Source organism: Chryseobacterium mulctrae (assembly GCF_006175945.1).
In the GTDB taxonomy this organism is placed as follows: Bacteria; Bacteroidota; Bacteroidia; order Flavobacteriales; family Weeksellaceae; genus Chryseobacterium; species Chryseobacterium mulctrae.
The window spans coordinates 2,725,850-2,744,311 of the sequence record NZ_VAJL01000001.1 but is presented as its reverse complement, the minus strand read 5'-3'; the positions used below and the strand labels follow the sequence as shown (position 1 = coordinate 2,744,311).

Sequence of the window (18,462 nt, the reverse complement as noted above, 5' to 3'; positions counted from 1 at the left end):
GATTAAAAATCCCAACATAGAAAACATTAAACATCATTAAAACATTTAATTTTAAGTAAATTTGCAAAAATTTTATTTAAAATGGAGAAAGTAAGAGTCCGTTTTGCACCAAGTCCTACAGGACCTTTGCATTTGGGAGGCGTAAGAACCGCATTGTATGATTATCTTTTTGCTAAAAATCAGGGCGGCGAATTTGTTTTGAGAATAGAAGACACCGATACTGCAAGATATGTAGAAGGAGCCGAAGAATACATTGAGGAAGCCTTGGAATGGTGCGGAATCATCCCCGATGAAAGCCCTAAAAAAGGCGGAAAATTTGCTCCATATAGACAATCTGAAAGAAGAGATATTTACGATAAATACACAGAGCAAATCCTAAAAACAGATTATGCTTACATCGCTTTCGACACTGCGGAAGAATTAGACGCAATCCGTGCTGAATACGAAGCTAAAGGCGATGTTTTCTCTTATGACAATAAAACCAGAAACCGTTTAAGAAACAGTCTTGCACTTTCTGAAGAGGAAGTTCAAAAGTTGTTGGAGGCAAAAACACCTTACGTTGTAAGATTTAAAATGCCTGTTGACAGAACTTTAGGTTTGGTAGACATCATCAGAGGGAATTCTGCGGTAAATACAGATACTTTAGACGATAAAGTTTTGGTAAAAAACGACGGAATGCCAACTTACCACTTCGCCAACATTATCGACGACCATGAGATGGAAATTTCTCACGTTATTCGTGGTGAAGAATGGTTACCTTCTTTAGGTTTACACACTTTATTATATGAAGCAATGGGTTGGGAAGCTCCTCAGTTTGCCCACCTTTCTTTAATTTTAAAACCTGATGTTTCAACTTTAATCAATAAAGAAAACATTGATAGCATTACAAAATCTTTCACAGAAGAATTTGTAGCCAAAAACAATCAATTCTCTTTTGATGAATCGGCTACAATTATTAAATCTCTTTTCTCAGAAGTGAAAAGTCCAAGATTTAAATCTATGTTGAATGAAAATGATAAGGATAATGAAATCACGGCTTCTGTAAAACAGTTTTTAAAGAAAGGACTTTCTGGAAAATTAAGCAAAAGAGACGGTGATAAATTCGGATTCCCAGTATTTCCATTAAACTTTACAGATCCTAAAACAGGAAATGTTTCAAAAGGTTATAGAGAAAGTGGTTATCTTCCTGAGGCATTTATTAATATGATTTCGCTTTTAGGCTGGTCTCCTGCTGACGATAAAGAAAATCTAACTTTGGAAGAAATGATTAAAGAATTTGATTTAAATAAAGTTCATAAAGCCGGAGCTAGATTTAGTAAAGAGAAATCTGAATCTCTGAATCATCATTATATCCAATTGAAATCTAATGAAGAATTATTAGATATTCTTAAAAATTCAGACTTAAGCTTAAATATAGATGATGAAAAATTATTAAAGATTATTCATCTAATGAAAGAAAGAGCGACTTTCCCGAAAGACATTTATGAAAATGGAAAGTTTCTCTTTGAAGCGCCAACTTCTTACGATGAGAAAGCTTCAAAAAAAGCTTGGAATGACGAAACTTCAAATCTTTTGACTGAATTTGCTGAAAATTTAAATTCAATCAATGATTTCGTTTCAGAAAACATCAAACAGAACTTACACGACTTTGCTGAAAACAAAGGTTTGGGAATGGGGAAAGTAATGATGCCTCTTCGTTTAGCTTTGGTAGGAGAATTGAAAGGGCCAGACGTTCCGGATATTTTGGAACTCATTGGAAAAGAAGAAAGTATCGCCAGAATAGGCAATGCTGTAAATAATTTTAAATAGGTTTTCATAATTTTTCATACATTTGAAAGATTTAATTTACTTCAAGAATGGAATATTTAAGTTTCGAACTTCCTATAAAAGAGCTGATGGATCAATATCAAACATGTTCTTTGGTAGGAGAAGAAAGTGGTGTTGATGTAAAATTAGCATGCAGCCAGATCGAAGACAAGATCAGAGATACAAAAAAAGAGATCTACGGAAATCTTACCCCTTGGCAAAGAGTACAGTTATCGCGTCATCCGGATCGCCCATATACTTTAGATTACATTAAAGGTATGGTAGATAAAGGAAGCTTCCTTGAGCTTCACGGTGACAGAAACTTCGCAGATGATCCTGCATTGATTGGTGGTTTGGCTACATTGGATGGTCAAAGAATCATGATTTTAGGAACTCAAAAAGGGAGAACAACCAAAGAAAGACAATACAGAAGATTCGGAATGCCAAATCCTGAAGGATACAGAAAAGCTTTAAGACTAATGAAGCTTGCTGAAAAATTCAAAATTCCTGTAGTTACTTTGGTAGATACACCGGGAGCTTATCCAGGTTTGGAAGCTGAAGAAAGAGGACAAGGTGAAGCAATTGCAAGAAACATTTTCGAAATGACAATGCTTAAAACTCCTATTTTCACTTACATTATCGGTGAAGGAGCAAGTGGTGGTGCATTAGGAATTGGCGTTGGTAACAAAGTGTACATGTTAGAAAACACTTGGTACACCGTAATTGCACCAGAAAGTTGTTCTTCAATTCTTTGGAGAAACTGGGATCACAAAGAAGATGCTGCAAACGCACTAAATCTTACTCCGAAAGATGCATTGAGAGAAAAATTCATCGACGGAATTATAGAAGAGCCACTTGGTGGAGCTCATTATGACCCGGAAGTTGCTTATTTAAATTTAAAAGCTTCTATTTTACAGAATATAAAAGCTTTCTCTAAATTTACAGGTAAGGAACTTGAAACTCACAGACAAGACAAGTTTATTGCGATGGGGCAATTTAAAGGATAACAAAAAGCGGTTAAGAAAATTCTTAACCGCTTTTTGTTTACATTTTTTCTATTATTTTTTATTCAGCAACATTTAACTGAATTTCAATATCTCTTGTTACTTTTTTGAGTGAAGAATATTTGGCATCACAAACCGATGTAGTTAAAACATATTCTCCTTTTTCAACCATTACAAAATTTTGTCCGTTTGGTGGCACATCCAGATTATAATATTTTTTCCCGTTTATTTTTACAATTAATCTGCATTTCGATTTGTTTTTAATATTAATATAAGCTTCATTATCGTTAGGATCATTATTGAAGAGATGAGTCAAATAAGAAGCTGTTTTTTTTGCTTCAGCACTAGGTTCAGATTTTTTACTTGAACTTCCTACTGCAGCATAATTAACCGTTCTTTCTGGTGTAGCAGCCGTTTTTGCATTGGTATTTGAAGCTAAAGTTTTACCTTTATTAAGTTCGTTATTACTTACAATTTTTTCAATTTTATTTTTACTTAAAGGTTTTATGGTCGGTTTCGCCTCGATGGAATTATCTGCCATAATAATATCAATAAGTTTTCTTTTTAACTTGTCGTTTTTTTCGTGTCCCGGATTTTGTTTAATAAAACCCGCGATAATTCTTGCTTCTGCAGTAGACTCAGCTTCTTCAAGCGTATAAATAATAACTGTTTCTTTTTCATCAACAACTTTAGCTTTGGCTTTTTTCTTCTTTTGAGCAAAGCCTACACTGAAAATGGAAAGGAATATGATTAGAAATAGTTTTTTCATGTAAAATCTTTAAAAATTTATTAAATAAATACTATAACGTTAAAAGTCATTTTTTAGTTTATCATTAAAATCATTATCTTTGCCCTGCTCAAAAATAAACTATTAAAGTTAATTATAATTTTAAATAAAAAATAATAAATATTATGTCTTATTCACCAGCTGCTGCAGACGTAGCAAAATTAAGAAACCAAACAGGTGCAGGTATGATGGACTGCAAGAAAGCTCTAGTTGAAGCAGAAGGAGACTTCGAAAAAGCAGTAGATATCCTTAGAAAAAAAGGACAAAAAGTTGCTGCTAACAGAGCTGACAGAGATTCTTCTGAAGGTGCAGTAATCGCAAGAGTAAACGAAGATAATACTTTAGGTGTTATTATTTCTTTAAACTGCGAAACTGACTTCGTTGCTAAAAACGAAGCGTTCATCGAGCTAGCTTACGAATTAGCTGAAATGGCTATTTTCGCTGCTACTAAAGAAGAATTATTGGCTACAGATTTCCACGGAATGACTGTTGCTGATAAATTGATCGAGCAAACTGGAGTTATCGGTGAGAAAATCGAGATTGGTGCATTCGAAAGAATCTCAGGACCTTTCTTGGGAGCTTACATCCACGCTGGAAACAAAATCGCTGCTATCACTGCACTTTCTGCTAAAGTAGAAGGTTCTGACGAAGCTGCTAAAGCTGTTTCTATGCAGGCTGCTGCAATGAATCCAATCGCTCTTGACGAAACTGCTGTTTCTCAGGAAACTATCGACAAAGAATTGGAAATCGAAAGACACAAACTTACTGAAGAAGGTAAGCCTGCAAACATTATCGATAATATCTTGAAAGGTAAAATGCAGAGATTCTACAAAGACAATACTTTGGTACACCAAGATTTCATTAAAGACAACTCTATTTCAGTTGCTGATTATGTAAAATCTGTAAACGGAGATCTTAAAGTAACAGGATTTGTAAGAGTTAGCTTATAATAGCTTTTCAAATTTAAAATAGTAATCCCGATGATTCTTTCATCGGGATTTTTTTTGTGAAAACATCAATTTACGGTATTAATAATATATGAAATTAGTTTTAAGTTTTCCACATTTCGTTAAATATTAAAAAAGTGTTAAAAAAATACTGTAAAAAATTGATTATTAATACTTAAATTTGTCGCCCCTAAAACTGAGGCATGAAAAAATTTTTACTTATTATTTGTACATTTTGGTGTTTTATCCTTAATGCTCAACTTGATACAGAGCACTGGTTTGCTCCAATGTCTGCAAAGGCCGGAACCGGTGGTCTTGAAGGATATTTATATTTATCAACCAATGAAACAGTGCCTTTTTCGGTACAGATCTTCAACAATAACACATTGTATACAACGGTACAGGTAAGTAAGAATAATCCGACACAAGTAATTATTCCCAATAGTTTTTTGATCGCTTCAGCTCAAAACCAGTTGTTTACCCCAAATAACATGGGATTGAATGTGAAAGGTCCTAAAAAATTCTTTGCCAATTATAGGTTTGCAATGTCGAATCATGCTGAAATTCTTACTTCAAAAGGAGCAGCCGGTTTAGGAACAACATTTTATGCGGGAGTAGCTCCTATTTCAGGATCTGAAAACCATATGAATGCTACAATCGGAGTTACTGCGACTGAAGACAATACAGTTGTTACAATTTCCGGCTACAATCCGAGTATTACTTTTTCAGACGGAATATCTTCACCCACAAGAACTTTTACACTTAATAAAGGAAAATCTTACATCTTAGATGTTGTAAGTTCTACTTCTAATATCAATAAAACAGGACTAGTAGGCGCAAAAATTGTTGCTACAAAAGCTATTTCTGTGACCAACGGAAACTTTAACGCAGCCTATACTTCTCAAAACCTTACCAACAATGATATTTTGATGGATCAGGCGGTTCCTGTAGATCGTTTAGGAAAAGATTTTGTAGTGGTAAAAGGAAATGGAACGGTAACTTCTGAAATGGAAACCGCTCTGATTATTGCTACAGAAAACAATACGCAGATCACATTTAACGGAAGCGGAGCTGTAATAAATCTTAATGAAGGTCAACATTATCTAGTACCAAGTACAAGATACCAACATCAGGGAAATGGTCATTATAATATGAATATTTCTTCAACTAAAAATGTATATGTTTACCAACTTCTTTCGGGTGCTACCAACGGAAATGAATATGCTTCGGGGGAATGAATTTCATCCCGCCATTAAGCTGTTTTATGCCAAATAAAATTGACGAAATTGGATTTATCAACAGAATCGGAGGACAGACTTTTTCGACAAGATTAAATATTATCACTCAAGTCGGAGCTACCGTAACTTTAAACGGAGGTAATATTGCAGCAGGAAACGGACCTTATCCTGTAACAGGAAATCCGAATTGGGTAAGTTATTCTATCCAAAATGTAACAGGAAATGTAACATTAAACTCTACGAAAGCAATGACCGCAGGAATTGCTGCAGGAAGTGGCGCTGTAGGATACGGTGGATACTTTGCAGGATTTTCATCAGTTCCGGCAATTACAAAAACCGGTGATTGCTACGCCGGAATTCTTTTGCAGGTTGATAATAATTACGATGGTTATCAATGGTATTTAAATGGTGTTGCAATTCCAGGCGCAACTACCTTTTCCATTAATCCTGAACTATATGGAGCGGGAGCTTATACTTGTTCAGTAACTAAGAATAATTGTGAAACAAAATTGACTACAATATACAATTACACACTTTGTCCACCAATTTCTACAACAACTTTTACCATCGGGTCTTGTAATACCAAAGTGATTACTCCGGCATTTACTAGTTCTACACAAACCATTGCTCCATCATTAACTGCAATTATTTCTCAGCCAACGAATGGAACCGCAACAGTAAACCCAACCACAGGACAAATTACTTACACCCCCAATGCAACGACTGTAAATACTACAGACCAATTTGTTTATTATATTCAGGGAAATGGAAATCCTTTTGCTTTTGAATATTTTAGAATCATCATCAACACAGATGTTCTTCAGGTAAACAATGCCTCAATAAGCATTTGTAATAGCGCTGCAGGAAATGGAACCTATAATCTAACGACTGCAAGTGTTACATCAGCTGTTGGAGCCAATATTACTTATTTTACCAATGCAAATTTAACAGGGCAAATTACTGATCCAACCAATTATACAGGACCTGCAGGAATTATTTATGCTAATGTAACTTCGGCTTACGGATGTTCTAAAGTTGCACAGATTACATTGACAATGAATCAGGCTCCAAACATCAATACAAGTACTTATAATGCAGAGTTTTGTGATGATAATTCTTCTGGAGTTATCAACATCAATTTTGCAACAGTTACTCCACAAATTGTTACCAATTCAGCGAATTTTACTGTAAAATATTATTTAAATCAGGCTGATGCAACTGCAGGAAATAATAACACATTGCCTACTAACTGGAACTACTCTACAAACACTACAGTTTATGTAAGAGTTGAAAGCACAAACGGTTGCCCTCCTGCTTTTGGGCAAATTAATTTTGTTATTAAAAACAAAGTTCCTTTGCTAACTCCAACACACGTTGTAGAAATTTGCGATACAGATATGAATGGATCTGAAACAGTGAATCTAAATACTTATAAAAACATTTTCACTACAGATCCTGGAACCAATGTTACTTTCCACAATAGTTTGGCAGATGCACAATCTGGTGCAAACGCAATTCCGGCAACGCAAACAATCAATAACGGAGCAACGGGAACTTTTTATTTAAGATTTACAAATGCAACACAGTGTTTTAACACCGCAAGTTTAGCAATCAAAGTAAATGCTGTTCCTAATATTAATATCGCAAATTTTAATGGTAATCTTTGTGATGATAATTTTGACGGAATTGTGAACGTAAATTTCTCTACTATTACTCCACAAGTTGTAACAAATTCTGCCAATTTTACGGTAAGATATTATTTAAGTCAAGCTGATGCAAATGCTGGAAATACTAACACACTTCCAACTAACTGGACTTATACATCAGCAACAACCGTTTATATAAGAGTAGACGGTACAAGTACAATTTGCCCGACTGCTTTTGGACAAATTAATTTTACTATAGGTAATAAAATCACCTTACTTACTACAAACTTTACTGCTGAAATCTGTGATAATGATTTAAATGGTTCGCAAAGTGTTAATCTAAATGATTATAGAAATCAGTTTACTGCAGATCCTTCTGTAACATTAACTTACCACGCAACTTTGGCAGACGCGCAATCAGGAATCAACGGATTAGCAGTAAATCAAATTATTACCACTCCGGCTACATTTTATATTAGATTTACGAGTAATAACGGATGTCCGAATACAGCAACTTTAAAAATCAGCTTAAGATCTCCAAAAAAATCTGAGGTTCTGAAAGATCAGATTATTTGTTCAAATGACAAAGCAGTTTTAAATGCAGGAGACGGATTCACTTCTTATTTATGGAATACAGGAGCCACTACTTCTACCATTACTGTTGGCGTAGGAACTTATTATGTGGATTTAGGTTTTAATGGCTGTATTTACAGACAAACCGTAACGGTAACAGCAGCACAAGCTCCAACTATTACGAGCATTGTTGTTACAGGAACTACTGCCACAATTAATGTTACGGGAGGTAATGCACCATACCAATATTCATTAAATGGTTCAGATTATCAAAACTCTAATGTATTTACAGGTTTATCTAGAGGCCCTTACAAAGTTTATGTCATAGGAAGAGATGGTTGTCAACCAGTCATCAAAGATTTTTTAATTTTAAATTTAATTAATACCATCACTCCAAACGGAGACGGAAGAAATGATGTTTTAGATTATTCTGATTTAAGAATAAAAGATCAGGTAAGCATTGAAGTTGTTGACCGCTATGGTGCAGCAGTTTACAAATCTTCGGGTAATAATTACAAGTGGGACGGAAAATCTGGCGGAAGAAATCTTTCAACAGGAACTTATTGGTATATTATCAAATGGATTGAGCCTGACACAAAATTACCGGTTTCTCACTCTGGGTGGTTATTAATAAAGAATCGAGAATAGATTTTAATTTTTGTTTATGATTTATTAACAATATATTAAATATTATTTTAATTTTGTAGAAATCCTAATTCCATAATTTATGAAAAGATTTCTACTCAGCTTAGTATTAGTTTTTCTGACATTCAATTCTCTTTTTGCGCAAAGAGATACTGAACATTGGATCGCACCTTTCTATGCATCCTCTTCAACTACACAGGCGATTTATCTTTCAACAGATTCAGTAACTCCTTTTGATGTCACTATCACAAGTAATAGTTCGACAGCACCGGGTAATGTAGTAGGAGTGGTTAGCATAAGTAAGGGAAATCCAAAAGTATTTACGATTCCTCCAGCAAATATATCGGTAAATACTGCAGCAAACGCATTTAATGTTATCAACAGAGGTCTTTACCTTAAGGCTACTAAACCATTTTTTTGTACATTAAGATTGGTAAGTGGCACTACCCATGGGGAGATCCTCACCAGTAAAGGAAAAGCAGGCACAGGAAAAGAATTTTATGTAGTGGCAACGCCGTCTACCGCTACTTCAAGTAATTTTACCGCAGGAGTTATGGCAACTGAAGACAATACAGTAGTTACGACTACCTGGAATGCGGCCGTTACTTTTATAGGTGGAGCACCCGCCACAACAACCAATACATTTACGTTAAATAAAGGAGAGTCCTTTGTATATGCGGGATTAGCAGGAGCGGGCGGTCAAAACATCAACAACTTTATAGGAGCCAAAATCATAGCTAACAAACCCATTACATTAACCAACGGAAATGTGAATGGTAATTTTGGGAATGTTACCAGCGGCGGATCTGATATTATATTAGACCAATCGGTACCGGTGGAAAGATTGGGAAGTACGTTTGCTATGGTAAGAACCAGATCTTCTTCCGCAGATATGGAAGGAGGCATTATTGTAGCTACAGAAAACAATACTCAGGTATTCCTTAATGGATCAGGAACCTCAGTTGCAACACTCAACCAAGGTCAGATGTACAGAATATCAGGTAATGATTATGTTGCTCAAGGTACATCAGGACATTTTAATATGTTTGTTACTACCTCTAAAAATGTGTATTTATATCAATTGGTGTCTATTCTAAATCAGGATGAAACAGGTGGGTTCAATTATATTCCGCCATTAAATTGTTTTTTACCAAGAAAAATTGACGAATTACCCAAAATTGACGAAATGCCTACAGGAACGGGTGGCACAAGTGTTGTTCCCTTTCCTACTCAACAGAATATAAAATTAAACATCATCACAGAAGCAGGCGCTACTGTTACTTATACGACCAATGGAAGTGCACCAATAACTCCTACAGCTGCACAAGGTCCGTTTCCTCTTAATGGGAGCACCGCTTGGGTAACTTATGGACTAGAATTGATGTCAGGAAATTTAACAATTGTATCGAACAAAGCAGTTACAGCAGGTATCAATGGAGGGTATAGCACTTCTGGTTACGGCGGATACTTTGCAGGATTCTCATCAATTCCTGTAATTGCAAAACAGACTGGTGAATGTATTCCGGGAATTATTTTAGAAGTTGATGATGGTTATGACAGCTATCAATGGTTTTTGAACAATGCACCAATTGCGGGAGCAACTTCTCACACAATAACTCCTGCTGTTGGCGGAAACTATACTGTAAAGGTAACTATGGGAACTTGCCCACCTGTGACAACTCCAATATACAAGGTCTTTACATGTTTGGGACAAACTACTCAAACGATAAATATCTGTGGTACTAAAGCAATTGTTCCAACATTTACAAGTTCAACTCAAATACCAGCACCAGGAACTGTGGTAATTATTACACAACCAACAAAAGGTACAGCCACACTTAATCCATCTACAGGAGTAATAACGTATGTTCCAAACGCGGGATATATAGGCCCAGATAAAATTGTTTATAAATTCTGTGGTAATGCTACTGAGTTTGTAGATTGTGAACAGATAACTTTAAATTTAAATGTGGTTCCTTTTGTACTGACAGACAGAACCATCAAAGCTTGTCAATACGCAGGAAAAGGGTTTTTCGATTTAACTACAGCAAATGTAACAGACAATGCTGTACCAACAACAAAAAAATTCTATCCTACCCTGGCTGATTTAAATGCAAACACCAATCAGATTACTAATCCAACGAATTATTTCTCAGGATTAGGCTCAGTATATGTAAGAGTTTTAACAGCTGAAGGTTGTGTAGGAAATGCTAAAATTACTTTAGATTTCTTTCCTACTCCAGTAGTTAAGGAAGCAACTTTAACAGAATGTTTCATAGAAAACAACGAAACTAAGGGAAGATTTAATCTAGTAAATGCAAATATAACAGCTGAAGCACCGGTTACCAAAAAATTCTATCCTACTTCTACAGATGCAAGTAACGGAACCAATGAAATTGTAGGAGTTGATGCTTATATTTCAGGAAACGGATCTGTATATGCAAGAGTTTTCAACTCAAATGGATGCTATGCGATTGCTAAAATTAACCTTAAGGTAACCGCTCCAAAAAGATCTCCTCTATTGGTTGACAAATACATCTGTATTGACGACAGAACTACTTTAGATGCAGGTCCGGGATATCAATCTTATCGTTGGAGCACAGGTGCGACTACCCAATCAATAGCAGGAGTAGCAGTAGGTGATTATTGGGTAATCCTTCAAGATTCAGGATGCTCTGTTAAACAACTTGTCAGCGTAAAGAAAGCACAAGATCCTGTTATTACTTCAATTGAAATAGCTAACAATACAGCTACTGTAATTGTAACCGGAGGAATAGCACCGTATCAGTTTTCTGTAGACGGAGTAACCGCTTGGCAGGATTCTAATGTATTTACCAATCTTACAAGAGGGCAACATACGTTCTATGTAAAAGATTCTTTCAACTGTAACCCTATCTCAGTAGAAGTTACTGTACCTAATTTAGTAAATGCAATTACTCCTAATGGAGACAACGTTAATGACTATATAGATTACAGAGAATTAGCTTACAAGGACAATCTTATCTTTGTAATTTATGACAGATATGGTAATAAAATATTTACCGGGGATAAGTCTAATAATTACAGATGGGATGGAACCCATTCTAATAAAAAGATAGTAACAGGTACTTATTGGTATCATATCAACTGGACGGAACCAAATATGCTAAAAACGCCTATAAAATATACTGGATGGATCCTGGTAAAAAACAGAGAATAACTAAAAGTATTATCATAAAAAAGCCATAATATAGATTTATGGCTTTTTAAATAACATTAATAAGAATATTTTAAAAATATTCTTAAAACATATCTTTTTTTACATTAATTTTGTAAAAATCCTAATTCTACGCTTATGAAACAATTTTTACTCATTTTTTTACTAATGATTACTGGCATCAATGTTTCTGCTCAAAGAGATACAGAGCATTGGATAGCGCCATACTATGCGACCACAGCTGTTACAGCTCAGTCACTTTATCTTTCTACAGATTCGGTAACCCCTTTTGTAGTAACTGTATATAGCAATAACGTTGCATTGGGCACTGTAACAATTAGCAAAGGAAGTCCTCAAACCTATATTGTTCCTTCTGTAAATATTTCCACTAACGTTACTTCGGAAGCTTTTACAGTAATTAATAAAGGATTATATATTAAGGCAGATAAACCTTTTTATTGTACCCTTAGAATGGTAAACGATACTCAACATGCTGAAGTGGTAACCAGCAAAGGGAAAGCGGGTATTGGTACAGAGTTCTTTGTTGCAAGTACTCCTTCTACTCAGCTTGAATCCAATAATTTTACTGCGGGGGTTTTAGCAACAGAAGATAATACAACAGTTACTGCTACCTGGAGCGCTACAGCAGTTTTCACATTTTTTGGAGCTACTCCGACAAGTAACACCCACACCTTCACTTTAAACAAAGGGCAATCTTTTATTTTTGCGGGTCCAATCTCTCCTACTGTTCCATTCATGGGAGCAAAAATTGTTGCAAACAAACCCATTACACTTACTAACGGAAATGTGACTGCTAATTTTGGAATTAGCACTACTGCCGGAAGAGATATCATTTTAGACCAGTCTGTACCAACAAGCAGACTTGGAAATACTTTTGCAATGGTAAGAACGAGATCTACCTTCCCAGACTTGGAAGGAGGAATAGTGGTAGCTACTGAAAACAATACTCAAGTATACCTAAACGGAGCCACAACTCCGGTTGCAACTTTAGCCCAAGGGCAATGGTACAGGATTTCTGGAAGCAGCTACATTGTGCAGGCAGGAGGAACGCATGCCAATATGCTAATCAGCACTACAAAAAATGTTTATTTATACCAGTTAGTCTCAGTAGATAATAGTAGCGCCACCTGTGGTTTTAATTATATCCCCCCTTTAAACTGCTTTTTACCAAGAAAAATTGATGAGATTGGTAAAGTAGGTGAAATGCCAACCGGCACCGGGGGAGCTAGTGTTATACCTTTTGGTACTATTGTAAAACTTAATATTCTAACTGAAGTGGGTGCTACGGTTACTTATACCGTTAATGGAGGAGCACCAATAACTCCAACTGCTGCACAGGGGCCATTTCCATTGACAGGAAATGCCAACTGGGTAACATATGCAATACAACCTATTACCGGCAACATAGCCATACAGTCTAATAAAGCGGTAACTGCTGGAATTAACGGAGGACACAGTTCTTCGGGGTATGGAGGATATTTCGCAGGATTTTCTTCAATACCGCTTATTGCAAAAAAAACCGGAGACTGTATTCCGGGACTAATATTGGAAGTAGATGACAGTTATGATACTTATCAGTGGTTTAGGAATGGAATTGCTATTCCGGGTGCAAACAGTAATTCGTACACTCCAACACAATCTGGAAACTACGCAGTGACAATTACGGTAGGATCTTGTCTTCCGGAAACTACACCTGTATTTAAAGTATTTACATGTCTTGAAAAAACGACGAAGACAAGAACGGTTTGTGAAGGATATTTAAATATTGTCCCACAGTTTACTACATCTTCACAGATATTTACGCCAGGTAGTGTTCAGATTATTACACCTCCAGCAAATGGTACAGCAATCATCAACCCTACAACTGGTGTGATTGGATACACCCCAAACAATAATTTTGTAGGTACAGATACAATTGTTTATAAATTCTGCGGAAACGATCCTGAATTTGTAGATTGTGAACAAATCACCCTTACATTAACTGTAGCAGAAAGCCCAGTAGTAAATGACACAACACTAAGAACCTGTTTCCTTGAAGAAAATATTGCTACAGGATTATTTAATCTTACAAATGCTATAGTAACTACTCAACTTGGTGTTACTAAAAAATATTATCCATCAATCACTGATGCCCACAACCAAACGAATGAAATATTGGTTCCGGATCATTATATTGCTCCAAACGGGGTAGCTTACATCAGAGTAAGTAATGCAAATGGATGTTATCGTGTTGCAAAAGTAACTTTGGTTGTTTTAGCACCAATTGAATCTGCTGTATTGATAGATAAAATAATTTGTATAGAAGATAAAACTGTATTAGATGCAGGACCAGGATTTGACGGGTACGAATGGAGCACAGGAGCTACTACGCAAACTATTACCAATGTAGGAGTAGGAACTTATTGGGTAAAATTGAAAACAGGAGACTGTACTACCAAACAAGCTGTAAAAGTGTATGCTTCTGAGCAGCCGGTCATTACAAACATTGAAGTTTCTACCACAAACATTACAGTATATGTAACCGGAGGTGTTGCACCTTATGAATATTCAATAAACAATATCAACTGGCAATCTTCAAACGTATTTACAGATCTTCCGAGAGGTGATGTTAAAGTTTATGTAAGAGATACATTCAATTGTGTGCCAATTGAAGTAGGTATTACTATTCCTAATATCGTTAATGTAATTACCCCTAACTCGGATGGAATAAATGATATTTTAGACTACTCAGCTCTTGCCAATAAACCAAATTTAGTATTCAATATCTTTGATAGATACGGAAACAAAATTCATCAAGGAAATAAAGAGAATGGCTATACTTGGGATGGTACAACCAATGGTAAAAAAAGAGTTTCTACAGGAAATTACTGGTATAGTATCAGCTGGAATGAAAATGGAAAAGCTAAAACACCTATCAAATTTTCAGGCTGGGTGTTAGTAAAAAACAGAGAATAACCAATTTTTAAATCAGATATTATTAAAAACCACGATGCAGCATCGTGGTTTTTGTTTATTTTTAAAACTATTAACGTATTTTATTATTAAATTTGTGGTAAAATCGAGTTCAAAATGAAGAAAATTTTATCTTTTTTCCTTATTTTTTATATATTCTCTACTTCACTTGCTCAGCTGGATCGAGAACATTGGTTTGCACCTATGGTAGATCGTACAGGAAACCCAAATCCTTATCAAAAGCTTTATCTTTCTACAAACCGTACGACTCCATTTGCTGTTACTATTTACAATAACAATGTTGTGATTGGTACAGTTACGATTAGCAAAAACAATCCACAAAAATTTGATGTTCTTCGAGATTATATTATTACAACCCTTCAGACAGATTTGTTTACACCAACCTCAAAAGGTTTATATTTAAAAGCTGACTTTCCCTTTTATGCGAATCTAAGATTTTCAGTTTTTAACCACGCAGAAATTATTACATCAAAAGGAATTGCTTCCACAGGTACAACTTTTCACGCGGCCTCTGCCCCTATTACCGTAAATAACGATATCCTCAATTTCATGACCAGTGTTTTGGCAACTGAAGACAATACAACAGTTACCGTATCCGGATACAAAAATACAGTACAGTTCTCAAACGGAACATCGGGAGCAACAAACCCTACCCTAACTTTTATCTTAAACAAGGGACAATCTTATATTATTGACGGTATTGGAAATATCACCGGAAATTTTGATGGGTTTATTGGAGCTAAAATTGTAGCCACAAAACCTGTAAACATTACCAACGGAAACTTCAATGGACAATATGCAGGAAACAATCCTACCAGTTCTGATATTTTGATGGATCAGTCGATACCAGTAAATCAGCTCGGGACTACTTTTGCTCTTGTAAAAGGGAACGGAAATATCGGCAGCAATATGGAAGGTGCAGTGGTAATTGCCACTCAAGATAACACAGCAGTCTACGTAAATAATGAATTGACACCTATTGCTAACCTGAATACCGGGCAATATTTTGTAATTCCTGACACAAAATATCAGCTTCAGGGGACCACTCATTATAATCTTTATGTGGTAACAAGCAAAAATGCTTACGTGTATCAAATATTGGCAGGTGCAGCTACCACAGGAAATGAAGTTGCAACAGGTGGTTTTAATTTCATTCCAGCGCTTAACTGTTATCTTCCAAAGCAGATTGATGAGATTGGACTCATTAACGAAAACTTTGTACATACCAATAACAATCCTACAGGAATCCTTGCCATTCCAACCAAATTAAATCTTATTACAGAAAGAGGAGCCACTGTTTTTGTAAACGGAAACCCTCCTCCTCCAGGAACGGGGCCGTTTGATATGACCGGTACAACCAACTGGGTGACATACGGCATTCCCAATACAACAGGAACAATTACGGTAACTTCAACAAAAGCAATTACTGCAGGAATTACTGCAGGAAGTGATGCTGTAGGATATGGTGGTTTTTTTGCAGGATTCTCTACGAAACCAGTGATTTTAAAATCTGGTGGAGACTGTGTTCCGGGAATCGTACTTACCGTAGACCCAATTATTTATGACTCTTATCAATGGTATGTAAATGGAAACATTATTCCGGGAGCTACATCGTCTACCTATACTCCTACCGGATCAGGAAATTACACCTGTGCGGTCACTATGGGAACTTGTGCACCGCTTATAACAGCACCTTTCAAAGTTTTAAACTGTATGAAACAAACTGCTGTAACGTACAATATTTGTGGTACAAAAGTGATTACTCCCGCATTTACAAGTTCTACGCAGACTCCGGTAGCTTCAACTGTTGCCATTACCACTGCTCCAACTTTAGGAACTGCAACTATTAATGCAGCAACAGGAGTTATTACCTATACCGCAACCAATCCTTCAGCTGGAGGAACCGACACGTTTGTTTATACTTTCTGCGGAAATGATCCCAACTTTACAGATTGCGAAACCGTTACAGTAACTATTAATATTCATCCTGTAACCATAAACAATGCAACATTAAACGCTTGTAATATCAACGGCAACGGAACTTTTAATCTTACAACGGCTGTTGTTACTACAAACACACCGGTTACGATTACTTATTACCCAAGTTTATTTGATGCGCAAAACGAAAATTTAGCAGCATTAATAACTGTTCCCACAACATATTCAGCACCGAATGGAACTATCGTTTATGCCGTTGTAAAAAATCCTACAGGATGTAAAAGCATTGCAGAGATTACATTAAATTTATTTCCTTTAGCAATCGTTACTCCCGCCAATATGGGAAATCAGTGTGATGAAAATATGGATGGAACTGTGAATGTCGTTCTTTCAGATATTACCCAATTAATATTAAATAACCCAGCTTATTTTACCAACGTAAGATATTATGCTCAATTAGCAGATGCCAATTTAGGAAACGCAAACATGCTCCCAAATAACTGGAGCTACAACACCAATACTACTATTTTTATTCGTGTAGAATCTCCTGATGGATGTGCTCCTGTTATTCAGCAAGTCAATTTTACAGTGGGTACGAAACTTACTTTAATTAAAAATACTTTCAACACCGATTTCTGCGATGACGATTTAGACGGAATAAAACCGATGAATCTATCATTTTTCTTAAATCAGTTTACTGTAGACCCACTTGTTACGATTACTTATCATGCAACTCTTGCAGATGCGCAAAATGACGTCTCGCCAATTAGTGGTGCAGTAACCCTTACCGGATCTCATATTTATTACATAAGATTTGAAAAAAGTGGTTTCTGTCCGGATGTAGCTACCATAAGAATCAATCTTAAGGTTCCTAAAAAATCTGATATTTTATCAGATAAGGTAGTTTGTCCTAAAACTAATACGAACTTAGATGCAGGTCCAGGATTTGATGCTTACCTTTGGAGCACAGGTGATACAACGCCTGCAATTTCTAATGTTCCTGCTGGTAATTATTGGGTTGAACTTAGTTTTAACGGATGTGTTTACAGACAGTTTGTAAATGTTTCAGAATCTACTTTACCGGTGATTACATCAATTGACATCAACGGATCTACTGTGACAATCGGTGTAAGTGGTGGTACACCTGCTTACGAATATTCTCTTGACGGTTTTATTTGGCAGACTTCTAATGTATTTACCAATGTTGTAAGAGGAACTTACACAATCTATGTGAGAGATTCTTTGAATTGCGATATTGTGAAAAAAGATTTTGTAATCATTAATCTGATTAATACCATAACACCAAATGGTGACGGCAGAAATGATGAAATAGATTATTCTGCATTGATGGGTAAAGACAATCTTGAGTTTAGAATTTTTGACAGATATGGTGCAGAAGTTTTCCGTGGAACGCCTTCCAACAAATTTACCTGGGACGGAAACATGAAAGGAAGACCGGTTTCTACTGCAACGTATTGGTATTTTATAAGCTGGACAGAACTAGGCAATGTAACCAGCGTAAAATATTCTAGTTGGCTATTGGTAAAACACAGAAACAACAGCCTTTGGGATAAATAACTTTAAGCCTAATAATCCTTTATTAACAGTTTATTATAAAGTTTAATATAACTTTAACCACATATTGATAAATCTCACATAAAAACTGACGTAATTCTTATGTAATTTTG

Annotated in this window: 9 protein-coding genes; 8 read left to right on the top strand and 1 reads right to left on the bottom strand. The window is 35.8% G+C overall.

The genetic code is table 11. From position 1 onward, the window contains the following. The first annotated feature begins 81 nt into the window (after positions 1–81). Together gltX and FDY99_RS12550 are read left to right on the top strand one after the other, a co-directional pair. Positions 82–1,809, top strand: a complete 1,728-nt coding sequence (gene gltX, locus FDY99_RS12555) for a glutamate--tRNA ligase (RefSeq protein WP_139421914.1) — start codon at positions 82–84, stop codon at positions 1,807–1,809. A 47-nt stretch (positions 1,810–1,856) separates the two neighbouring features. Next, positions 1,857–2,813 carry an acetyl-CoA carboxylase carboxyltransferase subunit alpha gene (locus tag FDY99_RS12550; protein WP_074232107.1) on the top strand — a complete coding sequence of 319 codons (957 nt, stop codon included), beginning with the start codon at positions 1,857–1,859 and terminating at the stop codon, positions 2,811–2,813. Between the two features lie 58 nt (positions 2,814–2,871). Here FDY99_RS12550 and FDY99_RS12545 read toward each other — a convergent pair whose 3' ends face one another. Then, positions 2,872–3,579 carry a DUF6759 domain-containing protein gene (locus tag FDY99_RS12545; protein ID WP_139421912.1) on the bottom strand — a complete coding sequence of 236 codons (708 nt, stop codon included), beginning with the start codon at positions 3,577–3,579 and terminating at the stop codon, positions 2,872–2,874. Between the two features lie 143 nt (positions 3,580–3,722). Between FDY99_RS12545 and tsf the strand changes: the two genes are divergently transcribed. The 6 genes from tsf (at position 3,723) to FDY99_RS12515 (ending at position 18,352) form a co-directional block, all read left to right on the top strand. Next, positions 3,723–4,547, top strand: a complete 825-nt coding sequence (tsf, locus tag FDY99_RS12540) for a translation elongation factor Ts (protein ID WP_139421910.1) — start codon at positions 3,723–3,725, stop codon at positions 4,545–4,547. Between the two features lie 200 nt (positions 4,548–4,747). Continuing rightward, positions 4,748–5,782, top strand: a complete 1,035-nt coding sequence (locus FDY99_RS12535; protein WP_139421908.1) for an IgGFc-binding protein — start codon at positions 4,748–4,750, stop codon at positions 5,780–5,782. A 26-nt stretch (positions 5,783–5,808) separates the two neighbouring features. Further along, a complete protein-coding gene (locus tag FDY99_RS12530; RefSeq protein ID WP_162304167.1) occupies positions 5,809–8,649 on the top strand; it encodes a T9SS type B sorting domain-containing protein in 2,841 nt (946 codons plus the stop codon). A 79-nt stretch (positions 8,650–8,728) separates the two neighbouring features. Next, complete coding sequence (locus FDY99_RS12525; RefSeq protein ID WP_139421904.1) at positions 8,729–11,845, top strand: T9SS type B sorting domain-containing protein; 3,117 nt, start codon at positions 8,729–8,731, stop codon at positions 11,843–11,845. 135 nt (positions 11,846–11,980) lie between these two features. Next, a complete protein-coding gene (locus tag FDY99_RS12520; protein ID WP_139421902.1) occupies positions 11,981–14,818 on the top strand; it encodes a T9SS type B sorting domain-containing protein in 2,838 nt (945 codons plus the stop codon). 114 nt (positions 14,819–14,932) lie between these two features. Continuing rightward, positions 14,933–18,352: a T9SS type B sorting domain-containing protein gene (locus FDY99_RS12515; protein WP_139421900.1), complete on the top strand. Its 3,420-nt coding sequence runs from the start codon at positions 14,933–14,935 to the stop codon at positions 18,350–18,352. Positions 18,353–18,462 lie beyond the last annotated feature (110 nt).